13 protein-coding genes are annotated in these 14,085 nt (G+C 68.2%); 11 read left to right on the forward strand and 2 right to left on the reverse strand.

The annotated features are described in order from the left end of the window. Positions 1–52 precede the first annotated feature (52 nt). The gene (locus tag ACQEVJ_RS43135; protein ID WP_433111002.1) at positions 53–730 is read right to left on the reverse strand and encodes a DedA family protein; all 678 of its coding nucleotides are present in this window, start codon (positions 728–730) and stop codon (positions 53–55) included. Positions 731–906: 176 nt separating this feature from the next. Here ACQEVJ_RS43135 and fbaA point away from each other — a divergent pair, with 176 nt between their 5' ends. Together fbaA and ACQEVJ_RS43145 are read left to right on the forward strand one after the other, a co-directional pair. Further along, positions 907–1,929, forward strand: a complete 1,023-nt coding sequence (gene fbaA / locus ACQEVJ_RS43140; protein ID WP_433111004.1) for a class II fructose-bisphosphate aldolase — start codon at positions 907–909, stop codon at positions 1,927–1,929. 105 nt (positions 1,930–2,034) lie between these two features. Next, complete coding sequence (locus ACQEVJ_RS43145) at positions 2,035–2,454, forward strand: DUF3151 domain-containing protein (RefSeq protein ID WP_433111006.1); 420 nt, start codon at positions 2,035–2,037, stop codon at positions 2,452–2,454. Positions 2,455–2,665: 211 nt separating this feature from the next. Here ACQEVJ_RS43145 and ACQEVJ_RS43150 read toward each other — a convergent pair whose 3' ends face one another. After that, the gene (locus tag ACQEVJ_RS43150; RefSeq protein ID WP_433111008.1) at positions 2,666–3,313 is read right to left on the reverse strand and encodes a TetR/AcrR family transcriptional regulator; all 648 of its coding nucleotides are present in this window, start codon (positions 3,311–3,313) and stop codon (positions 2,666–2,668) included. Between the two features lie 142 nt (positions 3,314–3,455). Between ACQEVJ_RS43150 and ACQEVJ_RS43155 the strand changes: the two genes are divergently transcribed. The 9 genes from ACQEVJ_RS43155 (at position 3,456) to glpK (ending at position 14,084) form a co-directional block, all read left to right on the forward strand. Continuing rightward, positions 3,456–5,204, forward strand: coding sequence for a class I adenylate-forming enzyme family protein (locus ACQEVJ_RS43155; protein WP_433111010.1), 1,749 nt, complete (start codon positions 3,456–3,458; stop codon positions 5,202–5,204). 7 nt (positions 5,205–5,211) lie between these two features. Beyond that, positions 5,212–6,372: a M24 family metallopeptidase gene (locus ACQEVJ_RS43160; RefSeq protein ID WP_433111012.1), complete on the forward strand. Its 1,161-nt coding sequence runs from the start codon at positions 5,212–5,214 to the stop codon at positions 6,370–6,372. Between the two features lie 38 nt (positions 6,373–6,410). Then, the gene (locus ACQEVJ_RS43165; RefSeq protein WP_433113275.1) at positions 6,411–7,166 is read left to right on the forward strand and encodes an ABC transporter ATP-binding protein; all 756 of its coding nucleotides are present in this window, start codon (positions 6,411–6,413) and stop codon (positions 7,164–7,166) included. After that, positions 7,163–7,879 carry an ABC transporter ATP-binding protein gene (locus ACQEVJ_RS43170; RefSeq protein WP_433111014.1) on the forward strand — a complete coding sequence of 239 codons (717 nt, stop codon included), beginning with the start codon at positions 7,163–7,165 and terminating at the stop codon, positions 7,877–7,879. The genes ACQEVJ_RS43165 and ACQEVJ_RS43170 overlap by 4 nt, the downstream gene beginning before the upstream one ends. A 1-nt stretch (position 7,880) precedes the next feature. Next, positions 7,881–8,762, forward strand: a complete 882-nt coding sequence (locus ACQEVJ_RS43175) for a branched-chain amino acid ABC transporter permease (protein ID WP_433111016.1) — start codon at positions 7,881–7,883, stop codon at positions 8,760–8,762. Beyond that, positions 8,759–9,775: a branched-chain amino acid ABC transporter permease gene (locus tag ACQEVJ_RS43180; RefSeq protein WP_433111018.1), complete on the forward strand. Its 1,017-nt coding sequence runs from the start codon at positions 8,759–8,761 to the stop codon at positions 9,773–9,775. Before ACQEVJ_RS43175 ends, ACQEVJ_RS43180 begins: the two co-directional genes overlap by 4 nt. Positions 9,776–9,788: 13 nt before the next feature. Continuing rightward, entirely contained in the window at positions 9,789–11,048 is a 1,260-nt protein-coding gene (locus ACQEVJ_RS43185; RefSeq protein WP_433111020.1) for an ABC transporter substrate-binding protein, read from the forward strand. Beyond that, positions 11,045–12,475 (forward strand): aldehyde dehydrogenase family protein, encoded by a 1,431-nt coding sequence (locus ACQEVJ_RS43190; RefSeq protein WP_433111022.1) that lies wholly within the window; start codon positions 11,045–11,047, stop codon positions 12,473–12,475. Before ACQEVJ_RS43185 ends, ACQEVJ_RS43190 begins: the two co-directional genes overlap by 4 nt. An 88-nt stretch (positions 12,476–12,563) precedes the next feature. Beyond that, a complete protein-coding gene (gene glpK / locus ACQEVJ_RS43195) occupies positions 12,564–14,084 on the forward strand; it encodes a glycerol kinase GlpK (RefSeq protein WP_433111024.1) in 1,521 nt (506 codons plus the stop codon). Position 14,085: the final 1 nt, after the last annotated feature.

Consider the following 14,085-nt stretch of genomic DNA (forward strand, 5'->3'; position numbering starts at 1 on the left):
CGCCGACTCCCCCGTAGGCACTCGCCCACGGCCGGCGCGTCCCACCGGCGGCTTACCGGGGGGCGTGGTGGCGGCCCTTGGGGGCGGCGGTGGCCCGGCGGTTTTTCATGACCTCGCGAACGATCGGGATCACCGACAGAAGGACGACGACGAAGACCCCGGGAAGGATGTATTTGTCGATGCCCTCGACCTTGCTGCCGAGGAAATAGCCGAGCAGCAGCAGGGCCTCGACCCAGACGACACCGCCGAGGACGTTCCAGACGAAGAAGCGGCGCGCGTCCATCTCCAGCACGCCGGCGACCGGGTTCATGAAGGTGCGGACGATCGGCATGAACCGCGCGGCGACCACGGCCTTCGCCGGACCGAACTTCTCGAAGTAGAACTCCGCCTTCTCGACGTGCTCCCTCTTGAACAACCGGGAGTCCGGCTTGTCGAACATCTTCCTGCCGACCTTCGCCCCCAGCAGGTGGCCCAACTGCGCCCCCGCGATCGCCGCCAGCGGCGCTCCGATCAGCAGAGTGGGCAGTGACAGAGGCGCGATCCCGAATCCCTGTGCGGCGGCGGCGGTGCTGAAAATTCCAGCGGTCACCAACAGCGAGTCACCGGGCAGGAAGAACCCGACGAGCAGCCCCGTCTCGGCGAATACGATGGCGATGACGCCGATCGTCGCGAAGGCGCCGAGCATGCTCAGCCACCACTTCGGGTCAAGAAGGTCCAAGAGCACGTCCACGGGGCGAGCCTACCTGTCCCGGATGAGATGAGACTGAGAAGCGGCAGGGCTGTGGAAAACCGAGAATCGCGGAATGACCGCGGCTTTCCCGGCGCCCCGCATACCCGGCTTTCCCGATCGGCCCGGCCTTCGGGATACTTGCCACGCCGCATACCGTCAGAAGGAGATGACTTCGCATGCCTATCGCGACTCCAGAGGTCTACGCCGAGATGCTCGACCGCGCCAAAGCGGGCGGCTTCGCGTACCCGGCGATCAACGTGACCTCGTCGCAGACCCTGCACGCCGCGCTGCGCGGCTTCGCGGAGGCGGAAAGTGACGGGATCATCCAGGTGTCGACCGGTGGCGCGGAGTTCCTCTCCGGCACCACCGTGAAGGACATGGTCACCGGGTCGGTGGCGTTCGCCGAGTTCGCCCGTGTGGTCGCCGAGAAGTACCCGGTGACGGTGGCGCTGCACACCGACCACTGCCCGAAGGACAAGCTCGGCTCGTTCGTCCGCCCGCTGCTGGAGATCTCCGCCGAGCGCGTCGCGCGCGGCCAGGACCCGCTGTTCCAGTCGCACATGTGGGACGGCTCCGCCGTGCCGCTGGACGAGAACCTCCAGATCGCCAGCGAACTGCTCGACAAGACCGCCGCAGCCAAGGTCGTCCTCGAGATCGAGATCGGCGTGGTCGGCGGCGAGGAGGACGGCATCGTCGGCGAGATCAACGAGAAGCTCTACACGACGCCGGAGGACGCGCTGGCCGTCGCCGAGACCCTCGGCCTCGGCGAGCGTGGCCGCTACATCGTGGCCGCCACCTTCGGCAACGTCCACGGCGTGTACAAGCCGGGCCACGTCAAGCTGCGCCCGAGCGTGCTCAAGGAGATCCAGGACGCCGTCGGCGCCAAGTACGGCAAGGAGAAGCCGTTCTCGCTGGTCTTCCACGGCGGCTCCGGCTCCGCCCTGGAGGAGATCCACGAGTCGATCTCCTACGGCGTGGTGAAGATGAACATCGACACCGACACGCAGTACGCCTTCACCCGCCCGATCGTGGACCACATGTTCCGCAACTACGACGGCGTGCTGAAGATCGACGGCGAGGTCGGCAACAAGAAGGCCTACGACCCGCGCGCGTACGGCAAGTCGGCCGAGGCCGGCATGGCCGCGCGCGTGGCCGAGGCGTGCCAGCAGCTCAAGTCCGCGGGCACCAAGATCAAGTAAGGGAACGGCCCGGCGGGAAACCTGAAGATCCATTCTTGTATCGATCTTCGGTTCCCGCCGGGACGCCCATACCCCTGCGGCTCTTGGACAGGTAAGACTGTCCCCATGGAATCGCACGAGAACCTCCTTGCCGGCCCGCCGCCCACCTTGCTGCCCGAAACCCCCGAGGCGCGGCAGATGCTCGAGTCGGGCGCCAAGGCGGCAGACGTGGCCGCCCGCTTCCCCGCCTACTCGGCGGCCTGGGCCGCTCTCGCCGACGACTACTTCGCCGCGGGTCACGCCGTCACCTCGTACGCGTTCGCGCGCACCGGCTACCACCGGGGTCTCGACCAGCTGCGCCGGGCGGGCTGGAAGGGGCACGGGCCGATCCCGTGGGAGCACGGGCCGAACCAGGGGTTCCTGCGCTGCCTGAACGCTCTCGCCCGGGCCGCCCAGGCGATCGGTGAGAAGGACGAGGCCGAGCGCTGCTCCCAGTTCCTGCGCGACAGCAGCCCGGACGCCGCGGAGGCACTCGGCGGCAACTGATCACGGCACCGGATCAACCCGTGCCGACCGATCCTCTTCACCCCTGAACGTTCTGTTCATGGACGCCGGCGACGCGGCAGGGTGACCGGTGGAGCCGAACCGGTTGCATGGGTGAGGGCTTTCGCGGCTCGGTGTGCGGTGACCAAAACCACACTCCGACCAGAAAGCCCTCAATGCCCCACCGCAGCGCCCCGCCGACCGGCCCCGGTCGCTACGCGCCCGACTCCTTGATCGCCATGACGACGAGGCATTCCAGGACCTTCGCCGTGGTCTCGGTCGCCTGCTCGATGTCGTATTCGTAGTCGCCGGTGAGAATCTGCGTGGAAAAAGCGCTCATGTGAATTCCATATGCCGCGAACAGCCACTCCGGCGGCTCGCCGGCTCCGCCGTATATCTGCCAGCTGTTCATGAGAAACGTCCGGATGATGTCGCCCCGGGCCTGCGCGTTGAACAGGTTGTGCAGCCCCTCCGAGTCGTCGGAATCGACCGCGCTGGCCAGGTCCCACCACAGCCTTCCTATGTGGGAGTTCAGGCTGTGACTCGCGCGTACGGCACGGTATAACCATTCCCGGGGGGACTCTCCGACGGCGGGGGCGGGGATTCTCCTGGCGTATTCGGCGATGCCGTCCTCAAATGTCTGCCTGATGAGCTCCGTACGCGTTCCGAAATAGCGGAACAATGTGCGCCGGCTGACTCCGGCTGCCTCTGCGACATCCTCCATCCGCAGGTTCATGCCGCGCGAGGCCCCGACGGAGCGGGCGATCCGCAGGATGTGCTTGCGCACCGCGTTCTTCTGTTCCTCGGCCAAGGCGGTGTGCGGGTCGTCCTGCTTCGTCCGTTCGTCAGGGGTCGTAACCACTCTCGTCCTCCCAGGCGTTTCCCTTGGATCTTCTGCCTTTGCCGCGTCGTCCGAGCGGCGTCATGCCCACCCGCACAGACCCCGGCGGGGGTGGAGCCTTCGCGGGACCCGGCACCGCCGCCGCGCCGTCCTCCTCCACCTTGTGGTGGCATCCAACTGGGCGATCGGCGCTGTGGCAAGCCCTGCAGAACAGGCCTTTCCCCCGGGTCGGGACGCCGCGTCCGGCCGCAGGCGAAGCCTCTTGACGCGCTCAGAATACGCATGGCACGATGCGGTGCCAACCCTGGCACTCACAAGTGCCAAAGGCCGCAACAAGCGCAGTCTTCGCAAGTCACGCATCGCGCCAAGCTCTGAGGGAGAGGGAACCTTGATCACGATTGGCGAGTCGTTGAAGTCGTGGGCGGTGAAGGCCCCCGACGCCCTGTGCCTCGCCGATGCGTCGAACCGTCTGACGTACGCCCAGGTGAACACCAGGGTCAACCAGGCGGCCGCCGCACTCCTGGATCTCGGGGTGCGCCCCGGCGACGCCATCGCCGTCTGCGCCAGGAACTCCATCGAATACATGGAACTCCTGCATGCCGCCTCGAAACTCAACGTCCGCATCGTCACGTTGAATTTCTGGCTTCGCGCTGCGGAGCTACGACGGCTCGCGACCCACTCGGACGCCCGATGGCTGTTCGTGGACGCCGCCACCCTGCCGATAGTGGCGGACGACCTGAAGGGCGACGAACTGGACGGCCTGAAGGTCCTCACATTGCACGACGTTCCCGGATCGGATTTACCGGACTTCACCGGTCTCGCTGCCTCCGGCGACTCCGCCGAGCCGGATGTCCGGCCGAATCCCGATGCCCCCTTCTGGATGATGTACACCTCCGGCACCACGGGCAATGCAAAGGGCGTGGTGCGATCCCAGTACCGCACGTCGGCGTGCACTCTCTATGGAGTGGTGGAATTCGGATTCCATCGTGAGGACCGGTTCCTGGCGCTGTCGCCGTTCTTTCATGGAGTGACGTTCTACGCGCTGATGTGCCTGATGGCCGGCGGCGCGGTGTTCATTCGCCCGTCATTCGACGCCGGAGACGTTCTCGACGCCATCCGGGACGACGAACTCACCTGCTCGTTCATGGTGCCGACCATGCTCGGCATGCTCAACGAGCGGTTCGAGCAGACCGGTGCCACCCGGGGGCGCGTCCGCATGCTGCTCACCGGCGGGGCGCCGATGAGCACCAGCCTGAAGGAGCGGACGCTCGCGAACTTCGGCCCGGTCCTGTACGAGTTCTACGGGTCGACGGAGAGCGGATACATCACCGCGCTGCACCCTCGCGACCAACGGCGCAAGGAGCGCTGCTGCGGCCAGCCGGCGTTCGGGTCGGAAGTGGAGATCCGCGACCAGCACGGCCGCGCGCTGCCCGCCGGGGAGGTCGGCGAGGTCTTCACCAAGTGCGCCGGACGCTTCGACGAGTACTACAAGGACCCCGAACGCACCGCGCAGGCGCTGCACGGGGAGTGGTTCACCGCCGGCGACCTCGGCAGGGTCGACGAGGAGGGCTACGTCTACATCGTCGACCGCAAGACCGACATGATCATCAGTGGCGGCGAGAACATCTATCCCAGCGAGATAGAGGACTGCCTGCACGGACATCCGGAGATCCGGGACTGCGCGGTCATCGGCGTCCCCGACGACCTGTGGGGCGAGTCCGTCCAGGCGTGGATCGTTCCCGCACACCCCGGCCGGCACCCCTCCCCTGAGGATCTCCGGGCCTACTGCGCCCAGCGGATCGCCGGCTTCAAGTGCCCCAAGACCTTCGTGTTCACCGACGAGCTGCCCAGAAACGCCTCCGGAAAGATCTTGAAGACGGATCTCCGGCGGATCTCGCAGAAGAAAGACTGAGGATTTCATGCACGTTCAGATCGACTACGTCAGGCGCCTGGCCGAAGTGCAGGAGGCCATGGCCCGGGACGGCGTCGACGCCCTCGTCGCCACCCGGCTGAAGATGATCACGCATCTCGCCGGGGTCTTCGTTCCGTGGCGCAGCGCCATCGTGATCCCCGTGAAGGGCGAGCCGCAGCTCCTGACCGTGGGCATGGACACCGTGCGCATCCGCGAAGAGGGCTTCATGCCCAACGTGCGTCCCTACGGTCGCAAGTCGATGATGGAGTGCGCCGTCGAACGGCTGCGCGAACTCGGTCTCGACGCGGGGACCGTGGCCTTCGAGGGCGGATACTCCTGGTATCTGCCCGAGGGCAACATCACCTGGGAGGAGCACCAGATCCTGCGGGATCTGTGCCCGAAGGCCGAGCTGCTCAACTACACCGTGGAGATCGACCGGTGGTTCCTGAAGAAGGACCCCGCCCAGATCGAGCTCATGCGGCAGGCGTCTGCGATGTGCGACGCCGCCCAGGAGCTGCTGATGCGGGAGGTGCGCCCCGGTCTGAGCGAGATCGAGATCGCCGGCATCGCGGAGAAGGCCCTGCGCGACGCCGGCAGCGAGTTCGCCTGGACGTTCACGGGCGGGCAGGAGATCGCCTCGGGCCACCGGAGCTGGACCGGCGCGTGCACCCCGCCCACCCGTAAGATCACCCAGCGCGACGACTTCGTGGTCCTCGACGTGCACGGCATGTACGGCCTCATGCTCGGCGACGTCTCCCACAACGCGGTCCTCGGCGCGATCACCCCGGAGAAGCGGCAGCTCATCGACGCCTACGTACAGAGCTGCGAGTTCCTGCTGGCCGGCCTGAAGCCGGGGCGCACCATCGGCGAGGTGGCCAAGGAGACGAGGGACTTCACCGTGTCCAACGGGTGGAAGGACATCGTCCGCGGCTTCGGCCACGGCATCGGCCACTTCGGCAACGAGTGGTTCCCCTCGTTCACGGACGTGCGGATGCCGTACGTGAGCGATCCCGACATCGTCCTGGAGGAGGGCTTCATGGAGGTCATGGCCCTCACCTGCAACCTCCCCGGCGTGGGCGGCATGCGCTTCGAACGGCCCGTGGTCATCACCGCGGACGGGGCGGAGTGCCTCTCCAAGACTCCCATCGAGCCCTGGTCGCTGTCCTAGCGCCCCGGCCACCTGTACGCGGAAAGGCTTGCGTGCGCATGCCGCTACTGGAGATCGAAGATCTGAAGATCGTCCTTGGCGGGGTGAAGGCCCTGAACGGGGTCAGCTTCCAGGTCGAGCAGGGCAGCATCACCGGACTGATCGGGTCCAACGGATCCGGGAAGACCACGCTGTTCAACTGCATCAGCCGGATCTACCAGCCGACGTCGGGACACATCCGTTTCCTCGGCGACGACCTGCTCAAGGTCCCGGTCCACATGATCAGCCGCAAGGGGATCGCGCGGACGTTCCAGAACGTCGGGCTGTTCCCCGATCAAACCGTCCTGGAGAACGTCGTGACCGGCGCCCTGGTGCTGCTCGACAGCCCTGCGGGAGAGGCGGAGGGACGGCCGCGCCTGCGACGGCACGAACTGAAGGACTACTGCATGGGCCTGCTCGACGAGATCGACCTGGCCGGCATCGCCGAGGATCACGTCCCGAGCCTCCCCTACGGCACCCAGAAGCGGATCGAGATCGCTCGGGCGCTGGCGGCCAGGCCGCGGCTCCTTCTCATGGACGAGCCGGCCGGCGGGCTCAGTCACTCGGAAGTCGACGAACTGGGCGAGCTGATCACCCGGATCAGGGCCCGGCACGACCTGACCGTCCTGGTCGTCGAGCACCACATGCGGCTGGTCATGGGACTGGCCGAGCACATCGTCACGTTGAACTCGGGCCTGAAGATCGCCGACGGGACCCCCGCCGAGGTCCGCAGCGACCCCCAGGTGATCGCCGCCTATCTGGGCGGTGGGTCGTGACCTTCCTTTCCGTGGAGAACGTCAACGCCAAGTACGACAAGGTCCACGTCCTGCACGACCTGTCGGTCAGCGTACGGCAGAACGAGACGGTGATCATTCTGGGCGCCAACGGAGCCGGGAAGACCACCCTGCTGCGCTGCCTGACCGGGATGGTGCCCAAGGTCACTGGGAAGATCAGCCTGGACGGCCGGGACGTGACCGGGTGCAGGACCGAGGATATCGTGCGCCGCGGAGTGGCCCACGTGCCGCAGGGCCGCGGCACCTTCGCCGACTGCACCGTCGAGGAGAACCTCCGGCTGGGCGCGTACACGAGGAGGCTGTCGAAGGCCGGGCTGCGGGACGAGATGGACCGCGTGTACGAGCTGTTCCCCCGCCTGGGGGAGCGGCGCGGCCAGCAGGCGGGCGGCATGTCCGGCGGCGAGCTGCAGATGCTGGCGATCGGCCGCGCGCTCATGCTGCGGCCCCGGCTCCTGCTGCTGGACGAACCGTCCCTGGGCCTGGCGCCGGTGGTCATCGCCGAGTTGTTCGAGATCCTCGGCAGGCTGCGCGGCGACGAGACGACGATGCTCATCGTCGAGCAGAACGCCGACCAGGCCCTGCGCCTGGCCGACAAGGTCTACCTGCTGGAAACCGGGCGCGTGGTGTTCGAAGGGGACCCCGAGACGGTGAAGTCGGACGAATCCATCCGGCGCGTGTATCTGGGGGCGGAGTGACATGACGCTGTTCTTCCAGCAGTTGCTGGTCGGGCTCACCAACGGCGCCGTCTACGCCTCACTGGCCCTGGCGGTGGCGATCATCTACCGGGCCACGGGCGTGGTGAACCTGGCGCAGGGCGAGATCTCCATGTTCTCGACCTTCATCGCCTGGCAGCTCAACCACTGGGGGCTGAACATCTGGCTCTCGGTGCTGCTGTCCGTCGCGATCTCCTTCTTCCTGGGCATGGTGATCGAACGGGTCACGCTGCGCCCGCTCCAGGGCGCCTCGACGCTCTCGGTGGTCATCGTCACGATCGGGCTGATGCTGGTGTTCAACCAGCTCGCCGGGTGGATCTGGCAGTTCAACGTCAAGGACTTCCCGTCCCTGTTCCCCTCCGGCAACATCCGCCTGGGGGCGCTGGAGCTCCCCAAGGAGACCATCGGCATGCTCGTCGTGCTGGCCGTGGCGATGGTCGCGGTGTTCTGGTTCTTCCAGCGCACCAAGACCGGCCTGGCCATGCGCGCCGCCGCGAACAGCCGGGACTCGGCACGTCTGGTGGGCGTGCCGGTGAGCCGGATGCTCATGCTGGGGTGGGGCCTGGCGGCGGCGCTGGGCGCCCTGGCGGGTCCCATGGTCGCCTCCCAGGTGTTCCTGGAGCCGAACATGATGTCCGGCATCATGATCTACTCCTTCGCCGCCGCCGTGCTCGGCAGTCTCAACAGTGCGCCGGGCGCGGTCGTCGGCGGCATGATCGTGGGCCTCAGCGAGGTCCTGGGGTCGACCTACGTGCCCTTCATCGGCGGTGACCTGAAGATCCTCGTGCCCTTCGTGATCATCGTCGGCGTCCTGCTGGTCAAGCCAACGGGACTCTTCGGGAAGAAGGGCGTGGTACGCGTATGAACCCGACCAACACCGCGACCCGGTTCCGGGGCCCGGTCACCGTCAAGACCGTCGTCCAGGTCGTCGTCCTCGTCGCACTGATCGCATTCCCCTTCGTGTCCGCGCCGTTCCAGGTGCACCAGATGACGGAGGTGATCGTCTACGCCCTCATGGTCCTGTCGGTCAACGTGCTGACCGGATTCGCCGGGCCGATCTCGCTGGGGCAGAACTTCTTCGTCGCGATCGGCGCCTACACGGGCGCCCTGGTGATCAACACGGGGATACCCTTCGCCGTTCCCGTCGCGGGCGTCGTCGCCTTCGTGATCGCCGGTGTCGTCGGACTGCTCGTGGGCATATGCGCGCTGCGGCTGACCGACGTGTACCTGGTCCTGGTGACGGTCGCGCTCGGCGTGCTGACCCCGATCCTCATCAAGCGCTTCGACTTCACCGGAGGCTCCGAGGGCCTGGCGGTGAATCCGGGGCAGGCGCCCATGCTGGCCCAGGACCAGTGGACCTATCTGGTGTGCCTGGGCGTCGGCGTGGTCGTCTTCCTGGCCCTCGGATACGCGCTGCGCCGGCCGTGGCGGCTCAAGCTCACCGCCGTACGCGACAACGAACTCGCCGCGAGCGCCATCGGGATCAACGTGGCGCGGACCAAGGTCGGCGCGTTCGCCGTCAGCTCCGGCATCGCCGCGGTCGCCGGCGTGCTGTACGCCTACGTGGTCGGCCTCGTCGCGGCCGAGGCGTTCACGCTGCTGTTCGCCATCAACATCGTGGTGGGCTCGGTCATCGGCGGCTCCAAGACGCTGTGGGGCGCGCTCATCGGCGGTGCGTTCATCGTCTTCGTCCCGGAGTGGACGTCCAGCATCAACGAGGCCATGGGCGGCGTCGTCTACGGCGTGGCCGTCATCCTCGTCGTGATCTTGATACCCGGCGGATTCTCCGGGCTCGCGGCCAGGTTCCGCCGTTCCGGCGGGAACCCGTCCACGTCGCCGCACACGGCACCGTCTCCGACCAAACAGCCAATCAAGTAATAAGGAGTAGGGCATGCCCTCCTCACGGCGTGCGCTGCTGCGCACCCCCCTCGTCCTCGCCGTCATCCCCCTGCTGGCGACCGCCTGCGGTCGCGGCGACGCGGCCGCGGGCGCGGGCGACCCCGGAATCACCGACACCTCGGTGAAGTTCGGCACCACCACCTCCCTGTCCGGCCCGACCTCCTCCTACGCGCCGCTGCCCATGGGCATCCAGGCGTGCCTGGCCGAGGTCAACGACCAGGGCGGGGTGACGATGGGCGACGGCAAGAAGCGCAAGGTCGAGTTCACCATGCTGGACGACGCCTACCAGCCGTCGCGTGCCGTGCAGAACGTGAAGAAGCTGATCGAGCAGGACCAGGTCTTCGGTGTGCTGAACGCGATCGGCACCGCCGTCAACGGCGCCGTCTACCCCTACCTGAACCAGCAGAAGGTCCCCCAGGTCTTCATCTCCAGCGGCGCCACCAAGTGGGGGGCGACACCGGACAAGTGGCCGTGGACCATCGGCTACCAGCCCGCCTACGCCACCGAGACCGCGGTGTACGTCGAGCACATGAAGCAGGCCAAGCCGGACGCGAAGGTCGCGATCCTCTACCAGAACGACGACCTGGGCAAGGACTACCTGAAGGCCTTCAAGCAGCTGTCGCAGAACTCCAGCCTGCGGCTGGTCGGTGAGGAGAGCTACGAGACCTCGGACGCGTCCGTCGACTCCCAGGTCGTGAAGCTCCTGCAGAGCAAGCCCGACTTCCTGCTGGCCGCGACCACGCCGAAGTTCGGGGCTCAGGCCATCAAGAAGAAGGCCGACCTCGGCTCCGACGCCGTCATCTACCTCAACAACATCTCCGCCGGCGTCGAGTCGACGCTGCAGCCCGCGGGACTCGACGCGTCCAAGGGCGTGATCACCGCGGGCTACCTGAAGGACCCCACCGACCCGCGCTGGGCCGACGACGAGGGCATGAAGCACTACTTCGAGTCGGCCAAGAAGTACGGCAAGTTCGACACGACCAGCGTCTGGGGGGTCAACGGCTACGCGATCTGCGACACCTTGGTCAAGGTGCTGCAGCAGACCAAGACGCCCACCCGGCAGGGCTTCATGGACGCGGTGCGCTCCATGGACTTCGACAACCCCTACCTCGCCCCCGGCCTGCGAGTGAAGACCGGCGGCGACGACGCCTTCCCGATCGAGACGCTGCAGCTGCAGGAGTTCGACGGGAAGAACTGGCAGAGCATCGGCGACCCGATCAGCTACGAAGGAAAGACCCCGAAACTGTCATGACCCAGCACAACGACACTTCCGTGCCCATGGAACCGTACGGCGCCTATGTCGACGGCGTGTGGCTGAGCGGGGCGGGACAGACCAGGCAGGTCGTCGACCCGCGCACCGAGCTGCCGATCGCCGAGGTCACCGAGGCGTCGGCGGAGCAGGTGTCCGCCGCGGTCGCGGCGGCCTCCGCCGCGGGACCCTCCTGGGCCGCCACGACCGTCGCCGACAGAGCGGACGCGCTCCGGGCGGTGGCCGCCCAGCTGCGCAAGGACGCCGACGAGCTCAAGCACCTGGTCTGCCGGGAGCTGGGGGCGCCCGAGGCGCTGGCGGAGAAGCTGCACGTCGCACTGCCCGCCACCGTGCTGGACGCCACCGCAGAGGCCGCCGCCGAGATCGCGTGGAAGCGCCGGGTCGGGAACTCCTCGGTCGAGCTGGAGCCGGTCGGCGTCGTCGCGGCCGTCACTCCGTGGAACTATCCGCTGCACCAGCCCGTCGCCAAGGTGGCCGGCGCCCTGATGGCCGGCTGCACCATGGTGCTCAAACCCGCCGAGCAGTCCGCGCTGACCGGACTCGGCCTGGCCCGCGCGATCGAGCGGGCCGGGGTGCCCGCCGGGGTGTTCAACCTGGTCCTGGGCGGGCCGGAGGCGGGCGAGGCCCTCGTCTCCGACCGCCGGGTGGACATGGTCTCGTTCACCGGATCGACCGAGGTCGGCCAGAAGATCGCGGCCCAGGTCGTCGCGCGCTGCGGTCGCGTCGCCCTCGAACTGGGCGGGAAGTCCCCCAGCGTCGTGCTGGACGACGTCTCCGAGTCCCGCCTGGACGCGGCGGTCAAGGTGACTTTGGCGAACTGCTTCCTCAACTCGGGGCAGACCTGCACGGCGTGGACCCGGCTGCTGGTCCCCCGGTCCATGCTGGGCCGGGTGGAGGAGCTGCTGGCCCGATACCTGGCCCGCCACGTCCCCGGCATGACGATGGGCCCCCTGATCGACCGCAGACAGGCCGACAGGGTGGAGGAGTACGTCGCCGAGGCGGTGAAGCAGGGAGCGCGGGTGATGCGCGACGAGACCGCCGAGGCGCGCAGGCCGGAGTCCGGCTACTACGTGACCCCCACCGTCCTACTGGACGTCGATCCCACGTCGCGCGTCGCCCAGGAGGAGATCTTCGGTCCGGTGCTGAGCGTGATCGCCTACGGCGACGAGCGGGAGGCCGTAGAGATCGCCAACGGCACGCCGTACGGGCTCGCCGCCTGCGTCTGGTCGGACGACGAGGAACGCGCGACCTCCGTCGCCCGCCGCATCCGCTCCGGACAGGTGGACGTCAACGGCGGACGCTTCAACCCGCTCGCGCCGTTCGGCGGGTTCAAGTCCTCAGGAATCGGCCGTGAGCTCGGCGTGTACGGAGTCGAGGACTTCTGCGAGCTGAAGTCGATCCAGTACTGAAGCACGTCGCAGGCGACACCCGGCCGGCAGTCGTGGTGGCCCCGCCGCTCCGGCGCGGGGCCACCGTGGTCAAGGGAGACACGCAGCAGTGAGCACAGGCACCGGCGGCGACCACGTCCTCGCCATCGACCAGGGCACGACCAGCACCCGCGCCCTGGTGGTCGATCTCCACGGACGAGTGGTGGCGACGGCCCAGACCGAGCACCGCCAGCACTTCCCACGTCCGGGGTGGGTGGAGCACGACCCGGAGGAGATCTGGGCGAACACCCGCAGAGTCATCGCCGAGGTCCTCGACCGTTCCGGCCTCGCCCCGGAGGCGCTGGCCGCGGCCGGGGTGACCAACCAGCGGGAGACCGCGGTGGTGTGGGATCGCCGGACGGGCCGCCCGGTGCACCGGGCGATCGTCTGGCAGGACGTGCGCACCGACACGCTCTGCCGCGAGCTGGGCGGGGCCGCGGGTCTCGACCGGTACCGGTCGCGCACCGGGCTGCCGCTGAGCACGTACGTCTCGGCGCCGAAGATCCGCTGGATCCTCGACCACGTCCCCGGCGCCAGGGACGCCGCCGAGCGGGGCGAGCTGGCCGCCGGGACCGTCGACAGCTGGCTGATCTGGAACCTCACCGGCGGCGCCGATCACGGCCTGCACCGTACGGACGTCACCAACGCCTCGCGGACCCTGCTGATGGACCTGCGGTCGGTGAAGTGGGACGCCGGGATCGCCGACGAGCTCGGGGTGCCACTCGGGATACTGCCGGAAATCCACCCGTCGAGCGGGCCGTTCGGCCGGGGGCACCCGGACGGGCCGATCCCCGGCGTTCCCATCACCGGGGTGCTGGGAGATCAGCAGGCCGCGCTGTTCGGCCAGACCTGCTTCGCCCCCGGCGAGGTCAAGAACACCTACGGAACCGGCTCCTTCGTGCTCCTCAACACCGGAACCGAGCCGGTGTCCTCCGAGCACGGCCTCATCACCACGGTCGCCTACCAGCTGGGCGGGCACGACCCGGTGTACGCGCTGGAGGGCTCGATCGCGGTCACCGGCTCACTCGTCCAGTGGCTGCGGGACAACCTCGGGATCATCGAGCGCGCCTCGGACGTCGAGGCGCTGGCTCGTGAGGTCGACGACAACGGCGGGGTGTACATCGTGCCGGCCTTCTCCGGCCTGTTCGCCCCGCACTGGCGGCCGGACGCCCGCGGCGTCGTCGTCGGGCTGACCCGCTACGCCGACCGCCGCCACCTCGCACGGGCGGCGCTGGAGGCGACCGGGCTGCAGACCTGCGACGTCCTCGACGCGATGCGCGCCGACAGCGGTATCCGGCTGAACGAGCTCAAGGTGGACGGGGGCATGGCCGCGAACGACCTGCTGCTGCAGATCCAGGCCGACCAGCTGGGCGTCCCGGTGATCCGGCCGGAGAACGTCGAGACCACCGCGCTGGGCGCGGCGTACGCGGCCGGCCTCGCCGCGGGCGTGTGGCCGGGGTTGGACGCGCTGCGCCGTCACTGGCGAGCCGGGACCCGGTTCGGGCCCACCCGGGACGAGCGGTGGAGGCAGGCGCAGCGCGACACATGGCAGAGGGCCGTCGAGAGATCGCTGAACTGGACGGAAGGGTAAT

This window comes from Microbispora sp. CA-102843 (assembly GCF_050936215.1).
In the GTDB taxonomy this organism is placed as follows: domain Bacteria; phylum Actinomycetota; class Actinomycetes; order Streptosporangiales; family Streptosporangiaceae; genus Microbispora.